Genomic DNA, 15,633 nt, shown 5'->3' with positions numbered 1-15,633 from the left:
ACAGGGATTTGTAATCCCCCCTTTCCACTTCGGGCCAAGTTGACCCGAAGTTCCGCTATCCAGATACAAAAATACCGCCTATCTTGTCCAATTAGGCGGTATCCTGTGTAATGTGATAGCTCATATTTTATTTTGGTATTCCCTTATCCCGCATAGAATAAGGGTTTTTGCAGTTTTCCTAATACGTTTGGCTCATAAGCTAATACACCAAAAAGATAAATTAATTACACTCTCCACTGTGGAAACATACTCGCTGCCAATTCTCTCATACACATATTTCATAATATCTTCTACGATAATTTTATTCTCATCTACTATTGCAACTAAACTATCACTCAGATATCCTCCATTCACTAACTCCGCATACACCGTATTCATTTCAAATGCCGGTATTCTTGACTGTATCCAGGCGCTAACTATCAAACTTATCAAGGCACTTATTATTGTGATTATGGCACTTACCAATAAGATCTTTGATTTCAAACTATGTAACAAGAAAATCGGTGTCATCACAACGAAAAACGTTTGAAAAATTATAGCACTCATTACACAGATTGTTGTTATCCATAAGTTGATACTGCTAATATTATATTTAGCTGACGTTATTATAATTGCCAAGATAAATGGCATAGTTACAAAAATGATATAACTCACCCATGGAATCCTATAGAGCAACCAGAGATATGCTCCCCATATCATAACACTGCCAAATATCATAATCAAGACAATTTCTACTGCACCCATCTGCTTAGATAATAATGTGCTAATAGCTGCTAAAACTAAGAAAACAATAATATATGCACTTCCGCTAAGACTGTTCAACTCATTGACCCATGCTTTTCTGCTATCCTTTTCTTTTTTCTTTTTATTGTCAATAATATAATAAAAATTCCTACTTCTTATTCGTCTATAATGACATATTAACAATTCAATTGAATTCCAAATTTTCTTCCAGCATAACAATATATAGACTTCAACCATTATCACAAAATAAATACTTGCAATAACTACACCAAAAAAGTCCGCTAAAAGCAATGGTAAGAAAATTTGAATTGCAAAAATAAAATAGCAAAAAAATAAGGGGGAAGCACTTGTGCTCCCCTCTTATTTTGTTAATTACGTCTGTTTGTTACGCATGATTTTTGGCGCTTTTTCGCATTGTTTCGCAAATGCCACAGCTCTTATAAACACTGTACTTGCTAGAATTTACCAGCCTTCGCCGCTTCTTCCAAAGAAACAGCTACTGCCACGGTCATTCCAACCATAGGATTGTTACCTGCTCCAATCAGTCCCATCATTTCAACATGAGCCGGTACAGAGGAAGACCCTGCAAACTGAGCGTCAGAGTGCATACGTCCCATTGTATCTGTCATACCATAAGAAGCCGGGCCTGCACCCATGTTATCTGGATGAAGTGTACGTCCTGTACCACCGCCTGATGCTACGGAGAAGTACTTCTTGCCCTGTTCCATACATTCTTTTTTATATGTACCTGCTACTGGATGCTGGAAACGTGTTGGGTTTGTAGAGTTACCTGTAATAGATACGTCTACGCCTTCTTTGTGCATAATTGCAACGCCCTCGCGAACATCGTTTGCACCATAGCAGTTTACTTTGGAGCGAAGTCCTTCAGAGTAAGAAATTCTTTCAACTTCTTTTAATTCTCCTGTGTAGTAATCATATTCTGTCTGTACATAGGTAAATCCATTGATTCTGGAGATAACCTTTGCAGCATCTTTTCCAAGACCATTCAGAATAACACGCAGAGGGTTTTTACGTACTTTGTTTGCTTTCTCAGCGATACCGATAGCACCTTCTGCTGCTGCAAAAGATTCATGTCCTGCAAGAAATGCGAAGCAGTCTGTTTCTTCTTCCAAAAGCATCTTTCCTAAGTTACCATGACCAAGTCCAACCATACGCTGGTCAGCAACAGAACCTGGAATACAGAAAGCCTGAAGACCTTCCCCAATTGCTGCAGCCGCGTCAGCCGCTGACTTACATCCCTTTTTAATTGCGATAGCTGCACCTACAATATACGCCCAGCAAGCGTTCTCAAAACAAATGGGCTGGATTCCTTTTATCTGATTATAAACATCAAGCCCGGCATCTTTTGTAATCTTTTCAGCCTCTTCAATAGAAGCAATGCCATAGCCATTTAATACTTCATTGATTTTATCAATTCTTCTTTCATATGATTCAAATAAAGCCATTTAATTGTCCTCCTGATTTATTCAGCGTTACCTGTTATGTAATATTTGGTTGTAGTGAATATAAATTCTTCACTCTTAATTCTGCCTCTGTTATTGCTCACGAGGGTCGATAATCTTTACAGCATCTGCAACACGTCCATACTGACCTTTTGACTTTTCCCATGCGTCATTTGGTGTATCGCCTGCTTTTACGAAATCTGTGAATTTTCCAAGGCTTACGAACTGGTATCCGATGATTTCATCGTTGGCATCCAATGCGATTCCTGTTACATAACCTTCAGCCATCTCCAGGTAGCGGGGGCCTTTAGCCAATGTTCCGTACATTGTACCAACCTGAGAGCGAAGTCCTTTCCCTAAATCCTCCAGTCCTGCCCCGATTGGAAGTCCGCCTTCTGAGAATGCACTCTGTGTTCTTCCATAAACAATCTGTAAAAATAATTCTCTCATTGCTGTATTAATAGCATCACAGACAAGGTCTGTGTTTAATGCCTCTAAAACGGTTTTTCCCGGAAGAATTTCAGATGCCATAGCAGCGGAATGAGTCATTCCTGAACATCCGATTGTCTCAACCAAAGCTTCCTGAATAATTCCCTCTTTTACATTCAAGGTCAACTTACAGGCACCCTGTTGCGGAGCACACCAGCCCACTCCATGTGTCAAACCAGCAATATCTTTTACCTCTTTGGCTTGTACCCATTTTGCTTCTTCCGGAATTGGAGCTGGTCCGTGATTTGTACCCTGAGCTACCGGACACATCATTTCTACTTCATGTGAATAAATCATGTTAAAACTCCTTTCAAATACGTATGATTATCTTCCTATAGGCATCTGATAATTATTTAACGCCATATACCTGATATTTTCGCACAATTTTCGACATTCGTCAATTGTTACTTTCTACAAATCCCGGCCACATTGGCATTGAATATCTGTGAATATAGAGAAGCATTTAAGTACAGCAGTGACTTTGTGTAAGAAGCGTTCTCTTATCCATAAACATTCATAATGTCTGATGCCCATTCTATTGCTGATATATACCCTTCAGTTAAGATTTCCGAACACACATTAATTGCCTTAGCATATTTATCCACTTCACTCCAATCACCATTTTCATAGGACCTTATCAATGTACACAATGGTTCAAAGACGCCCGTCCTATTTACAAGAGCATCTGTGATATCATCTGAAATCGCTAATCCCTGTAAAGCCTCTTCCATAGAGCTGTTCAAAATCACATCCAGCATACTGAATAAACACATCAGCGCTACTTCATCTTTCCTGTCTTTAAAAAAACTATGTTCGGCAATATATTCACTAAATTTGGAGCGCAGCAGTGACAGTCTGAAAATCTCATCCGGTTTATCCGCTGACATATTCTGAAGCATTACCACACTAATCCACCTCTCTATTTCATGCCGCCCCATACGTATCAAAGCTTTTTTGATTGAATTATAGTGTTTCTCTTTTTTACGGCTTATTACATATAACAATCTATATGATAAATTGACATCCGATTCTATAATTTTCGAAATCCTGTCATAGGAAAAGTCCTCTTTTTTTAATTCACTTAATATTTGAAGATAAACTGTTTTAGGTGATTTTTTAGTTTTATATCCGCTTGACACAATTTTAGGTTTACTGAAAAAATAACCTTGAAATAGTTGAAAGCCCATTTCTTTTACCTTTTTATACTCTTCTTCTGTTTCAACTTTTTCCGCTAACAATACATGATTGCTTGAAATTGCCTCCTTAACTTCCTTATATATCGTATCAAGGGGAGTTGCGCGGATATCGTATTTAATAATATCGGCCATTGGCACTGCCGGGCAGTGAAAAAAATCATCTTCAAAATCATCAAGAGCTATTTTATATCCTTTGGTACGAAGATACTTAATTCGGGCTAAGAGCGCATCATCAAATTTAACGGTCTCAAGAACTTCTATCACCAAGCTGCCCGGATCTATCAGCTCAATTGTATCTGATAAAATGAATTCGTAATCAAAATTCACAAAAGCTCTTGTTTCTCCGACAATCTTGCCCATACCCTGCTCAAATAGTTCTCCAAGTACCACCGCTGTTGCGGAGGCAGAAGTCGCACTTGAAAAAGCATTCGATGTTTCACTTGCCCTGTAGAGCAGCTCATATCCGTATATTTTAAGATCCCGGTTAAAGATTGGTTGTCTTGCAATAAACACTTTCTAGGCCCCCCTGTCTGATTGTATTGAATTCATCCATTTTTGCCCTTATTATTCTAGCTACTTCTATATATGTATTATTCTGTACGGTATTTTTTTATATCTTCCCTCATCTGATAAGCCACTTCCCTCATTTTAATTGCACAGAAAGTAGTAGTTTTTTTCCATATCATCATTTTAAATTGTTATTATTACAATAACACATTATCCAAATAATAACAATAACTATTACTTTATTGGTGTTTTCGTTAACACATAAAAAAGTTGATGGACTTATAAAATCCATCAACTTTTTTCATATGTTTGCTATATCGCCAAATTATTTATTTCCTTCAGGGCCATTTCAAGTGCCTTTTCAACAGTAGCTATCCGGTTTTCCATTCGGCTGCCTGTGAACTGACATTTTATTACGTTTGTCCTCCCACAGACACTGCAGCCTATATACACCAGTCCTACGGGTTTTTCCTTCGTTCCGCCTCCAGGACCTGCAATGCCGGTAGAACTCAGCCCAACATCTGCACCTGCAGCTTTTGCGGCTCCCTCTGCCATTTCCCTGGCAGTCTCCTCACTGACTGCACCATACGTTTCCAGGGTTTCGTGACTTACGCCTGCCAGCCGTTCCTTTGCTTCATTGGAATAGGTAATATACCCTTCATTCAGTACATCCGAAGCCCCGGCAACATTAATTAAAGTCCCGGCAATCATGCCGCCTGTGCAGGATTCTGCCGTTGTTATAGTAAGCTTGTGTTTTGCCAGTTCATTTACCAGTTGTTCTTCCAGACTAGTTTCTTCACTTTCTGTTTTCTGTAACATCCATTGGGGATACACAATTACATCCCTCCCTGTGTCAGTACTTGTTTGTTTTTCAACACGTAATCAAGCAGAGAAACCACTGTTAATACAAGGGCAATCCATACGAATATAGTGCCAATCATATCAAAAATACCACCTAAATCTGCGATTAACAAAATAATCATAGCCATCTGAAATACTGTTTTGAATTTCCCCCAGTAGCTTGCTGCAATTACAACTCCACTGTCAGAAGCCACCAGACGGAATCCGCTGATAATAAACTCTCTGCTGATAATCACAATGACAATCCAGGCTGCCAGCTTTTCCATCTCTACCAGGCAAATCATAGCAGCACAGACCAAAAGCTTGTCTGCCAAAGGATCCATAAACTTTCCGAAGTTCGTAACTAAATTATATTTCCTGGCAATTTTCCCGTCCAATAAGTCTGTCAGGCTTGCAACAATAAACAAAATAAGTGCAATCCATTTATTTGCGGCTCCTCCAACATCCGTCAGCATGAAAAACACAAAAAAGGGAACCATAATGACTCTTAATATTGTCAATTTATTTGGTAAATTCATTCCACTAGTCCTCCTATCAAATCATAGTCCACTGCACCGGACACCTTTACCCTCGCAAAATCTCCTGTTTTCAGTTCCTCATCTGTATTTACAAAAATCAGGCCATCCACATTCGGAGCATCTCTGTAGGTTCTGCCTACATAGGCATCTTCATCCGCTATCTTTCCCTCAATCGTCACCAGAACTTCCTGTCCTACCATATTTTCTGCATGTTCGAAAGCAATTTCCTGCTGAAGCTCCATCAATTCAGCCTGACGCTCCTCCTTTATCTCTTCTGGAACCTGTCCCGGCATCCCGGCCGCCGGAGTATCCTCTTCCGGTGAATAAGTAAACACTCCCAGCCTGTCAAATTCCATCTCATCTACAAATTCCATTAATTCCTCATGCTGCTCCTGCATTTCTCCGGGAAAACCTGTAATCAGTGTTGTACGTATACAGATATCAGGAATTTCTTTTCTGAGTTTCCCAATAATGCTTATCAGTTCCTTCTTTGTTGTCCGTCTTCCCATACGCTTGAGTATCTCATCATTGGCATGCTGAATCGGCAGGTCCACGTAATGGCAGATTTTTTCTTCCTCTTTCATAACTTGTATCAATTCATCAGTGATTTCTTCAGGATAACAATATAACACTCGTATCCACCGGATACCGTTTATTTTACACAATTCTATCAGAAGCAGATGTAAAGACTTTTCACCGTAAATATCCTTGCCATAGAGTGTAGTTTCCTGAGCCACAAGAATTAATTCTTTTACTCCCTGGTCCGCCAGGTACTGTGCTTCCTCTATAAGCTGCTCCATAGGAACGCTCCTGAAATTTCCACGGACTTTTGGAATAATACAGTAGGTACAGTGTTTGTCACACCCTTCTGCAATCTTCAAATAAGCAAAATGTCCCCCTGTGGTTACCAAACGCTTTGCAGGAACCTTGGGCAGCACATCTATATCTGTCATTGTAACAGACTGCCTTCCTTCCAGCGCCTCATCGATCACATCCAGGATTTTGTCGTAGGATGTCGTTCCCAGGACTGCATCTACCTCAGGAATTTCATCCAAAACTTCCTGACGGTATCTCTGAGCCAGACATCCAGTTACAACAAGAGCTTTGAGATTTCCCTCTTTTTTGTATTTTGCCATCTCCAAAATGCTCTGAATACTTTCTTCTTTGGCATCGTGAATAAAACAGCAGGTGTTTACCACTATGATATCCGCCTCTGTTTCACTGTCTGTCATCTCATATCCTCTGGATGCCAGAAGTCCCAGCATTACTTCCGTATCTACCAGGTTTTTGTCACACCCAAGAGAAATAAATAGTATCTTCATAAAACCTCCTACTTAGAAAGGCAGATACCCCTATGTGCATCTGCCTTTTTTCATTTCTATTCTTCTGCATTTTCAGCGATAATTTTCAGCTTTCCTTCATTCAGTTCTTCAATCGCCGTTGAAAGAGGCTTCTGTGCATCTCTGGCATTTACCATAGATATTTCTCCGTCAATCAACTGCCTTGCCCTTTTGGATGTGGCCAATACAATAGAATAACGGCTGTTTACAATCTTTGTCTCGCCTTCTTCAATGTCTTTGTTTACAACCTTCATTAAGTCTGTGTAAGATGGATGTAGCATATTTAATCATTCTCCTTTCAAGCTTCTGCTTAAGTCATCTTTTATTTCTTTCATAAACGCTGCATTACGGAAACTTCTGCAATGCTCTGCCCGGATGATTGCGTGCATCTCTTCCACACAATGTCCCAAATCATCATTGACAACCAGATAATCATACTTATCCATGCCCTCGGCTTCTTCTACCGCGCGCCTCATTCTGGACTCGATTATCTCCATTGTCTCTGTACCTCTGCCTATGAGACGTTTCTTTAACTCCGATGATGTGGGCGGGGTTACAAACAAAAGCAATGTTTCAGGAAATGCCTTTTTTACCTTCAATGCTCCCTGAATCTCAATCTCTAAAATAACATCCCTGCCTGCATCTAACTGTTCTTCCACGTAGTCACGGGGAGTCCCATAATAATTTTCTACATACCTAGCATACTCTATCAGTTCTTCTTTCGCAATCTTTTTTTCAAATTCTTCTTTTGTTATAAAGAAATATTCTTTTCCATGAACCTCTCCTTCTCTTGGCTCACGGGTGGTTGCTGAGATAGAGAGGGCATAATTTTCTCCATAACGGCTAATCAGCTCCTTCATCAAAGTCCCTTTTCCTGAACCGGAAAAACCGGACACAACAATCAGAATTCCTTTCCTACTCATAACTGACTTAACTTCCTTTACTCAATATTTTGGATCTGTTCCCTTACCTTTTCAATCTCCGTCTTGAGACCGATGGCACAGTTGGACACTTCTAAATCGTTGGCTTTTGAAAGAATAGTATTCGCTTCACGGTTCATCTCCTGAGCAATGAAATCCAGCTTGCGGCCAATTCCTTCCTTTTCACCTAAAGTGACTTTCATATGGCTGATGTGGCTTTTCAGGCGTACCACTTCTTCATCCGTACAGATTTTATCAGCAAAAATAACCACTTCTGCTGCAATCCGGCTCTCTTCTATCTGTGTATCCGCCAGAAGCTCCCGAACCTTAGTCTCCAGCTTTTCACGGTATTCCATTACAATTCCTGGTGAATGCTCTTCAATATAGGCCACCATTTGCTCCATGTCCTCAAGCTTCTCCAGAATGTCTTTCTTTAAATTTTCTCCCTCTGTTGTCCTTGTTTCTACAAATTGACGAAACGCCCCTTCCAGGGCTTCTTTCAGGCCATTCCAGAGCTCATCTTCATCCTCACACTGCTCTTCCATCGTAATCACTTCCGGATAGCGTGACAGTGCAGACACGCGTATGTCATTTTCCAGCCCGAATTCCTTTTCCATCTGCTTTAGATATTTAAGATATTCTGCAGCCAGAGACGCATTATATTTCAAAGAAACCTGGTTTTCTGATGTATCTTCGTAAGTAATAAAAATGTCAATTTTTCCTCTATTGGCATACTTTTTCAACAAAGTCCGTATCGATGTTTCAAAAAAATTAAGCTTCTTAGGCATCCTGACATTCACATCTAAATAGCGGTGATTCACGCCCTTTAGCTCTACTGTAAATTTTCTGGAACTTTTAAGAATCTCGCATCTTCCAAAACCTGTCATGCTCTTTATCATGTCTGTTTTTCCTTCTGCTCTCTAGATTTTGTTTGATTTACCTTATTGAACGTTAGTAGTTCAAGAAGTATAAGCTCACTCCTGTAAGATTATACTCCTGTTCCCCCACTTCGGTCAACCTTTATCCAAATACTTTAGAAAGGATTAAATTAAATTTACCTATAGAAAGGCACAGGTGTTTCGCGTGTCTGGTATTTATGATATAATATCCTCATAAATGAGGATATTATATGCAAATCATTGTATTTACTGTTAAGGAAGGAATTTATTATGGCATTTGACGGAATTACCGTGGCCTGTCTGGTCCACGAATTAAAAGAACAATTATTAGGCGGAAGGATTGCTAAAATTGCCCAGCCTGAAACAGATGAACTGCTTCTTACTGTGAAATCCCCTGGGGGGCAAAAGAGGCTTTGTATTTCAGCCAGCGCATCACTGCCGCTCATTTATCTGACCGGATCTAACAAGCCAAGCCCCATGTCTGCCCCTAATTTCTGCATGCTTCTCCGCAAGCATATCAGCAATGGCCGCATTATTGACATCTACCAGCCAAAACTGGAACGTATCATCCATTTTACAATTGAGCATCTCGATGAATTGGGAGACCTCTGCCAGAAAGATTTGATTGTAGAAATTATGGGTAAGCACAGCAATATCATTTTCTGTAACCAGGAGGGCATGATTATTGACAGCATCAAACGGGTATCCGCACAGATGAGTTCCGTACGTGAGGTTCTTCCGGGAAGGGAATATTTTATTCCGGATACGATGGACAAGTCTGACCCGCTGAACATAGACGAGGAGGCATTTATACAGCAGCTTTCTGCAAAGCCCCTTCCTCTCGCAAAAGCAATTTACACCAGTTTTACAGGCATAAGCCCGGTGGCTGCAGAGGAAATCTGTCACCTGTCCGGCGTGGACTCTTCTATTACACCAAAGGAGCTTTCTCAGGATGTTCTTCGGCATTTATATAATCAGTTTTATATTTTCTTTTCTGCAGTAAAAGAAAACCGCTTTTCTCCTGCCATTTATTATAACGGGCAGGAACCAAAGGATTTCTCCGCTCTGCCGCTGACACATTTTTGCAGCTATACCCGCAAAGAATTTCCAATGATGTCCCAGGTATTAGAGACATACTATGCTTCAAAAAATGCAATCACCCGTATCCGGCAGAAATCGGCGGATTTACGTCAGATCGTGCAGACTGCACTGGAGCGCAGCCGGAAAAAATATGACTTACAGCTCAGGCAGCTTCAGGATACTGAAAACCGGGACAAATACAAGGTATACGGTGAACTCATTCATACCTATGGCTATAATTTGGAAGAAGGCTCTAAAAAACTGGAGGCCCTGAACTATTATAATAATGAAATGGTTTCTATCCCCATGGACCCTGATAAAACACCTCAGGAAAATGCTCAGCGCTATTTTGATAAGTATAACAAACAAAAGCGGACCTACGAGGCACTTTCCAAGTTTATTCAGGAGACCCGGGATGACATCACTTATCTTGAGTCTATCAGCACTGCACTGGATATTGCGCTGACCGAAGACGATTTGGCAGAAATCAAGGAGGAGCTTATCAGTTCAGGGTACATGCGCAGGAAATTCACCGGGAAAAAAGTAAAAATAAAAAATAAGCCGCTTCATTATCTGTCAAGCGACGGCTACCATATATATGTAGGAAAAAATAACTTTCAGAATGAGGAACTCACCTTCCATTTTGCTGTGGGAAATGACTGGTGGTTCCATGCGAAAGAAACTCCCGGCTCTCATGTCATCGTCAAATCAAACGGGGAAGAACTGCCGGACCGGACCTTTGAAGAGGCCGGCCGCCTCGCTGCCTATTATTCCAAGGCCCGGGGCGGTGAAAAAGTTGAAATCGACTACGTAGAGAAGAAACATGTAAAAAAACCTAAAGGCGGAAAACCTGGTTTCGTGGTGTATTATACAAATTATTCCCTGATCATAGACAGTGATATTTCCCAAATTGAGGAAATCAAATAACAATGCTTATGTCACTAAGGCTTGGTATTTTCACGCCTTAGTCACACGGATGTTTCCTTTATTAACAAAGTAAAATGGACAAGTCCTTCTCATTTATGAAGGTCTTGTCCATTTTGCACGACGGTAATCATCCGTTACAGTGTGCCCTCTGCTGCTTGTTTCACGTCCTGGGGCACTTCTATCTTTTGCACCTGATTAAACCCTGTATACCCCAGTTTTATCATGAAATTATTAACATTCGTACTTTTATCATGCTGGTCATACAAATCATTCATAACATCTGTCATATCAATCATAACCCTGGCCGGGAGCATTTTTTCCTTATATACATCTATCGTAACAGGAATCTTTAATTCTGCAATTGTATCTCCCCCTGGAATATCAACCAGCCCAAAAGCCTCCATCATATCCAGCCCCATGAACTGTAAAAGCTCCTTCCCAGTTATATCCCCATACATTTCGTAACATTCCTCTTCCCCCACCCGGACTGGCTCTTCCGCAATTCTAAAAGATTTGACAGAATTTCCCGCCTCCTGGAACAAGTTCCCATTAAATGTACTTTTCTTGGGGTTTTTAGAGCTTTCTCTGCTCCACTTTCCATACATACTGCTGTAAGTAACAAATTGCTTATCCTCTGTCACCTGATATATTTCTATATCGCTTCCAACCTTTGTCCCGCTCATGTTCACCTCAGCAGTTCCCTCTGCATGTCCTGCCATTGGCTTTGTTGTGTTTTCCATCTCCATATCCATGGAAATTTTCGTGGAATCCAGCACATCCTCCAGCTCAATGTCCATACTCAGGGAATTGGAGACTGACGTTACTTCCGCCAGATTTTCCGTCACTGCGGACATCAGCTTCGCGGGGGTCAGCCTGCTGCTGCATCCGGTCAGCATATTTACACAGCATATTCCGGCCAACAGTAAACAGATTGTTTTTTTAATAGATCTTTTCATAAATTAACCTTCTTTTGAGCAAAATACCTGGCGAAATCTTAAACACAACGGCAGGATGTCATCTCTGTCCCAGCAAATAATCAATAAATTGCTGTGCAGTTCTTCCTGACCTTCCTCCGTGAGTAAGCTCCCACCTGTTTGCCTGGAGAAGAAGCTCTTCCTCAGGCAGCTCTATCTTATTTTGTCTGGCCAGCTCCCTTACAATCTGCTGGAATTCCTTTTTATCCGGAGAACCGAAATAAATGGTTACCCCAAATCTGGCAACTAAAGACAGTTTTTCCTGAACTGTATCATTTGTATGCAGCTCTTCGTCCCTGTCTGCTTTGTCCCTGAATGTCTCGCGAATCAGGTGCCGGCGGTTAGATGTGGCATAAATAAGCACATTATCCGGCTTTTTCTCCAAACCGCCTTCAATAACAGCCTTCAGATATTTATATTCAATTTCAAACTCCTCAAAGGATAAATCATCCATATAAATAATGAATTTGTAGTTCCTGTTTTTAATCTGAGTAATCACATCATTTAAATCCTGGAACTGATGCTTGTAAAACTCTATTATGCGCAGTCCCTTGTGGTAATACTGATTCAGGATCGCCTTAATGGAGGAGGATTTTCCTGTTCCCGCATCTCCATATAAAAGACAGTTGTTTGCCCGTCTGCCTTCCACAAATGCTTCTGTATTGTCAATTAACTTCTTCTTTGCAAGCTCATATCCTACCAAATCATCCAGATGCACATGTGCAATGTTCGTAATGGGAACAATCTGTGCGCCTTCGCCTTCTGGATGCTCCACACGGAATGCTTTATGAAGTCCCAATTTCCCAACTCCAAATTCACGGTAAAACTGTGTCAAAATCTGTTTAAAGGACTCTACATCTGCCGATTCTCCCAACGCCTTTCCCAGCTCACAGATTCTGTCACGGATGCGTTTGTTAAATACCTTGCTTCCTTCATTTACATTTTGATAGTTTCCCAAAACGGAGAAACAGTCTGCATCCAGTTTCTCTTCCATATCTTTAAAATCGTAATCAAACAATTCTTTAAATACAGCAAAGTCATGAAGGGCAATTTCATTGATGCTTCCTTCGACTGCCCCTACAATTTCACAGGAAGTGGTGTATGCATTCTCATGGCTGGCCAAAAGAAAGGCCAGATATATATGCCATAGATTGCCCTCAAATCCGTGACTTACAGATAACTCAAGCAGAACATTCATACATTCAAAAACGAGGTTTCTCAAATCTTCCCTGTTGTAATACTCATTGTTATAATTCTCCATTAAAAACGTCATATCATGAAGAATATTCCCATATTCCATATTTTTGTACAACACCAATTCATTTGTACGCATAACTTTCCTCTTCTCTGCTTTTCTAAATACAGCCCCGGGGCTGCCATTTGTCTAATAATTTCCCAATATCTTCAGGTTCCTTGCTTCTTCCCGCAGGCCCCGGATTGCATTTTTCACCGCCGCATCTCCCATATTTCCTTCAAAATCTGCAAAGAAACGGTATTCCCAGCTTTTTCCTTCCACCGGCCTGGATTCAATCTTTGTCAAGTTTAAATCATTATATATGAAATGAGATAAAATGTGGTACAAAGAGCCGCTTTCATGAGGCAGTTCAAAGCAGATACTAATCTTAGAAGCATCCTGCAAAAAGATTTTCTGATTTGTTATTACAATAAATCTGGTAGAATTATTTAGTTCGTCGTTAATGTTATCCACCAAAACAGACAGCCCATATAATTTAGCCGCATATGCACTGCACACTGCCGCCTGGGACTTATCTTTATCCTCAAGAACCTTCCGGGCAGCAATGGCTGTATTCACTACGCTGATTTGCTGCCAATTACTATGCTCATCCAGAAAACGAGTAGTCTGCATCAAAGCTTCCGCCTTGGAATATACTCGCTGAATCTCTTCTAATTTTGTTCCCGGCAAACCGGAAAGGGTATGGGTAATAGGAATAATCGTTTCACCTACAATATAATTCTCAAACTCTACAAGAAGGTCATACATCTCGTTGACCGCACCTGCTGAAGAATTTTCAATGGGAAGAACGGCATAATCTGCGGAACCTTCTTCAATCGCCTCCATGGCATCGCGGAAGGTCCGTACATGAAAGCTATTGCAGTTATCTCCAAAGTAATGCTGCATGGCTGCCTGACCATAAGCACCTTCTACCCCCTGGAACACAACTCTTGCACTTTGCTTATTCAGGGAATCCACCTCAATAAACGGAAGCCTTCCCAGGGCCCCTGCCTCCACAAGAAGCTGGTACTGCAGCTTCCGGCTCATGGACATAAGCTGTTCGTACAGTTCCTGGACACCCTTTTTATTAAAGTCCCCGGACACCTTGGCGGAAACATCTGCCAGTTTGTCTCTTTCTCTTTGACGGTCAAATACCTTCCTGCCTGCTTTCACCTTAAGCTCTCCGACTTCCCGGCAAACCTGCATCCTGCCTTCATATAACTTTACAATCTGTTCGTCAATCTCATCCAACCGTAACCTGAGTTCTTCCAATGTAGCCATTTTCACTTCTCCTTCGCACAAACTAAAACCATTATAATACATTTAACTATATAATCCAAATCTTTTTTTCAATCCCCCTGCCCGTAAGCTCTTCCCAGAAATTTTTGCATATCTCGTGGAATGTCAGCAGTTCAATAAGTATAAATTTTCCTTTTTCAGTCCATACTTCTCATATGAAAAATAAATTTATTATATGCGGCACCCTGGGCTGGTGCATGGAAATCGTATTCACAGCACTTCATTCCTTTAAGAAAAAAGAATTTACTCTGGTCGGACGCACCTCTATCTGGATGTTTCCTATCTATGGCGCAGCATGTCTTCTCACCCCTGTCTGCCGCCTGCTGAAAGGTAAGAACACCCTTTTTAGAGGCGGCGTCTATACATGCTGCATCTTTCTTGGCGAATTTATTTCCGGCAGTCTCCTTCAGAAACACCATGCCTGTCCCTGGGATTACAGCAAAGCAAAATACAACCTAAAAGGGGTTGTAAGATTTGACTATGCACCTCTTTGGTTTGGAGCCGGTCTTCTTTTTGAAAAAATCCTGCGTTAAAATTGTTATCATAATTTCCTGTTGAAAATCCTTCTGATTTGGTATATGATTAGTAGAAAAGAATTTTGAACAGGGAGGTATATAAATGAACGTTATTGAGTGTATCACAAGCCGCAGGAGTATCCGCAAATATAAGCCGGATCCAGTTGACCATTCTATTATTGATTCTATTGTTTCTGCATCATCTTATTCTCCTTCTTGGAAAAACACCCAGATTACCCGTTATATTGCAATTGAAGATTCTACCGTTATTGGGAAAATTGCCGATGAATTTACCCCTTCTTACAACGCTAAAATTCTCAATCAGGCACCCATGCTGATTGCTGTTTCTGTTGTAAAAGGAGTTTCCGGCCTTGACCGTGACGGCTCTTTTGCTACGAAAAAGAAGGATGCCTGGGATATGTTTGATGCAGGAGTGGCATGCCAGACTTTCTGCCTTGCTGCAAAAGAGTATGGACTTGGTACTGTTATTATGGGGATTTTTGATGAAGATAAGGTTTCAGAGCTTTTAGACATTCCTGAAGATCAGGAATTGGCTGTATTGATTGCCATAGGGTACCCTGATGTGGACCCGGAAGCACCAAAACGCAAGCCTGTTGACGAATTACTGCAATATAGATAAAGATAATATGCTCTACCCGGCATATAA

At 40.8% G+C, this 15,633-nt stretch carries 16 protein-coding genes; 3 read left to right on the top strand and 13 right to left on the bottom strand.

Annotated features, from left to right (window positions below; all coding sequences use genetic code 11):
* Positions 1–192 precede the first annotated feature (192 nt).
* From A8805_RS00830 to A8805_RS00785, 10 genes are all read right to left on the bottom strand, one after another.
* Positions 193–981 (bottom strand): hypothetical protein, encoded by a 789-nt coding sequence (locus A8805_RS00830; RefSeq protein WP_109708336.1) that lies wholly within the window; start codon positions 979–981, stop codon positions 193–195.
* Positions 982–1,199: 218 nt separating this feature from the next.
* The gene (locus A8805_RS00825; RefSeq protein ID WP_109708335.1) at positions 1,200–2,210 is read right to left on the bottom strand and encodes a GGGtGRT protein; all 1,011 of its coding nucleotides are present in this window, start codon (positions 2,208–2,210) and stop codon (positions 1,200–1,202) included.
* Positions 2,211–2,300: 90 nt separating this feature from the next.
* Entirely contained in the window at positions 2,301–2,993 is a 693-nt protein-coding gene (locus A8805_RS00820) for an iron-sulfur cluster assembly scaffold protein (protein ID WP_109708334.1), read from the bottom strand.
* Positions 2,994–3,196: 203 nt separating this feature from the next.
* Positions 3,197–4,405 carry an EAL and HDOD domain-containing protein gene (locus A8805_RS00815; protein ID WP_109708333.1) on the bottom strand — a complete coding sequence of 403 codons (1,209 nt, stop codon included), beginning with the start codon at positions 4,403–4,405 and terminating at the stop codon, positions 3,197–3,199.
* A 306-nt stretch (positions 4,406–4,711) separates the two neighbouring features.
* Entirely contained in the window at positions 4,712–5,218 is a 507-nt protein-coding gene (locus tag A8805_RS00810) for a CinA family protein (protein ID WP_330405660.1), read from the bottom strand.
* 17 nt (positions 5,219–5,235) lie between these two features.
* Positions 5,236–5,778: a CDP-diacylglycerol--glycerol-3-phosphate 3-phosphatidyltransferase gene (gene pgsA / locus A8805_RS00805; protein WP_109708331.1), complete on the bottom strand. Its 543-nt coding sequence runs from the start codon at positions 5,776–5,778 to the stop codon at positions 5,236–5,238.
* Positions 5,775–7,100 (bottom strand): 30S ribosomal protein S12 methylthiotransferase RimO, encoded by a 1,326-nt coding sequence (rimO, locus tag A8805_RS00800; RefSeq protein WP_109708330.1) that lies wholly within the window; start codon positions 7,098–7,100, stop codon positions 5,775–5,777. The genes pgsA and rimO overlap by 4 nt, the downstream gene beginning before the upstream one ends.
* A gap of 56 nt (positions 7,101–7,156) precedes the next feature.
* Positions 7,157–7,399, bottom strand: coding sequence for a DNA-directed RNA polymerase subunit omega (gene rpoZ, locus A8805_RS00795; protein WP_109708329.1), 243 nt, complete (start codon positions 7,397–7,399; stop codon positions 7,157–7,159).
* Between the two features lie 6 nt (positions 7,400–7,405).
* A complete protein-coding gene (gmk, locus tag A8805_RS00790) occupies positions 7,406–8,041 on the bottom strand; it encodes a guanylate kinase (RefSeq protein ID WP_109708328.1) in 636 nt (211 codons plus the stop codon).
* Positions 8,042–8,058: 17 nt separating this feature from the next.
* On the bottom strand, positions 8,059–8,937 hold the full coding sequence (locus A8805_RS00785) for a YicC/YloC family endoribonuclease (RefSeq protein WP_109708327.1): 879 nt from the start codon (positions 8,935–8,937) through the stop codon (positions 8,059–8,061).
* Positions 8,938–9,207: 270 nt separating this feature from the next.
* On the opposite strand from A8805_RS00785, the gene A8805_RS00780 reads away from it, so the two are divergent.
* Complete coding sequence (locus tag A8805_RS00780; protein WP_109708326.1) at positions 9,208–10,944, top strand: Rqc2 family fibronectin-binding protein; 1,737 nt, start codon at positions 9,208–9,210, stop codon at positions 10,942–10,944.
* A gap of 134 nt (positions 10,945–11,078) precedes the next feature.
* On the opposite strand, the gene A8805_RS00775 is transcribed toward A8805_RS00780, so the two are convergent.
* Genes A8805_RS00775 through pheA form a run of 3 tightly spaced genes read right to left on the bottom strand, consistent with a single transcriptional unit; the run spans position 11,079 to position 14,433 of the window.
* Positions 11,079–11,900, bottom strand: coding sequence for a DUF6612 family protein (locus A8805_RS00775; RefSeq protein ID WP_109708325.1), 822 nt, complete (start codon positions 11,898–11,900; stop codon positions 11,079–11,081).
* A 58-nt stretch (positions 11,901–11,958) separates the two neighbouring features.
* Entirely contained in the window at positions 11,959–13,251 is a 1,293-nt protein-coding gene (locus tag A8805_RS00770) for an ATP-binding protein (RefSeq protein WP_109708324.1), read from the bottom strand.
* Between the two features lie 51 nt (positions 13,252–13,302).
* On the bottom strand, positions 13,303–14,433 hold the full coding sequence (gene pheA / locus A8805_RS00765; RefSeq protein ID WP_109708323.1) for a prephenate dehydratase: 1,131 nt from the start codon (positions 14,431–14,433) through the stop codon (positions 13,303–13,305).
* Between the two features lie 173 nt (positions 14,434–14,606).
* On the opposite strand from pheA, the gene A8805_RS00760 reads away from it, so the two are divergent.
* Together A8805_RS00760 and A8805_RS00755 are read left to right on the top strand one after the other, a co-directional pair.
* Positions 14,607–14,984, top strand: coding sequence for a putative ABC transporter permease (locus tag A8805_RS00760; protein WP_109708322.1), 378 nt, complete (start codon positions 14,607–14,609; stop codon positions 14,982–14,984).
* 85 nt (positions 14,985–15,069) lie between these two features.
* Positions 15,070–15,606: a nitroreductase family protein gene (locus tag A8805_RS00755; protein WP_109708321.1), complete on the top strand. Its 537-nt coding sequence runs from the start codon at positions 15,070–15,072 to the stop codon at positions 15,604–15,606.
* Positions 15,607–15,633 lie beyond the last annotated feature (27 nt).

Source organism: Faecalicatena contorta (assembly GCF_003149105.1).
Classification (GTDB): domain Bacteria; phylum Bacillota; class Clostridia; order Lachnospirales; family Lachnospiraceae; genus Muricomes; species Muricomes contortus_C.
The sequence above is the reverse complement of the archived record's forward strand: the minus strand, read 5'-3'. Positions and strand labels throughout refer to the sequence as shown.

What these genes read in the sequence shown, in the direction of transcription:
- A8805_RS00830 (WP_109708336.1), bottom strand. Translation starts at nt 981, where the DNA reads ATGGTTGAAGTCTATATATTGTTATGCTGGAAGAAAATTTGGAATTCA.
- A8805_RS00825 (WP_109708335.1), bottom strand. Translation starts at nt 2,210, where the DNA reads ATGGCTTTATTTGAATCATATGAAAGAAGAATTGATAAAATCAATGAA.
- A8805_RS00820 (WP_109708334.1), bottom strand. Translation starts at nt 2,993, where the DNA reads ATGATTTATTCACATGAAGTAGAAATGATGTGTCCGGTAGCTCAGGGT.
- A8805_RS00810 (WP_330405660.1), bottom strand. Translation starts at nt 5,218, where the DNA reads ATGTTACAGAAAACAGAAAGTGAAGAAACTAGTCTGGAAGAACAACTG.
- pgsA (WP_109708331.1), bottom strand. Translation starts at nt 5,778, where the DNA reads ATGAATTTACCAAATAAATTGACAATATTAAGAGTCATTATGGTTCCC.
- rimO (WP_109708330.1), bottom strand. Translation starts at nt 7,100, where the DNA reads ATGAAGATACTATTTATTTCTCTTGGGTGTGACAAAAACCTGGTAGAT.
- rpoZ (WP_109708329.1), bottom strand. Translation starts at nt 7,399, where the DNA reads ATGCTACATCCATCTTACACAGACTTAATGAAGGTTGTAAACAAAGAC.
- gmk (WP_109708328.1), bottom strand. Translation starts at nt 8,041, where the DNA reads ATGAGTAGGAAAGGAATTCTGATTGTTGTGTCCGGTTTTTCCGGTTCA.
- A8805_RS00785 (WP_109708327.1), bottom strand. Translation starts at nt 8,937, where the DNA reads ATGATAAAGAGCATGACAGGTTTTGGAAGATGCGAGATTCTTAAAAGT.
- A8805_RS00780 (WP_109708326.1), top strand. Translation starts at nt 9,208, where the DNA reads ATGGCATTTGACGGAATTACCGTGGCCTGTCTGGTCCACGAATTAAAA.
- A8805_RS00775 (WP_109708325.1), bottom strand. Translation starts at nt 11,900, where the DNA reads ATGAAAAGATCTATTAAAAAAACAATCTGTTTACTGTTGGCCGGAATA.
- A8805_RS00770 (WP_109708324.1), bottom strand. Translation starts at nt 13,251, where the DNA reads ATGCGTACAAATGAATTGGTGTTGTACAAAAATATGGAATATGGGAAT.
- pheA (WP_109708323.1), bottom strand. Translation starts at nt 14,433, where the DNA reads ATGGCTACATTGGAAGAACTCAGGTTACGGTTGGATGAGATTGACGAA.
- A8805_RS00760 (WP_109708322.1), top strand. Translation starts at nt 14,607, where the DNA reads ATGAAAAATAAATTTATTATATGCGGCACCCTGGGCTGGTGCATGGAA.
- A8805_RS00755 (WP_109708321.1), top strand. Translation starts at nt 15,070, where the DNA reads ATGAACGTTATTGAGTGTATCACAAGCCGCAGGAGTATCCGCAAATAT.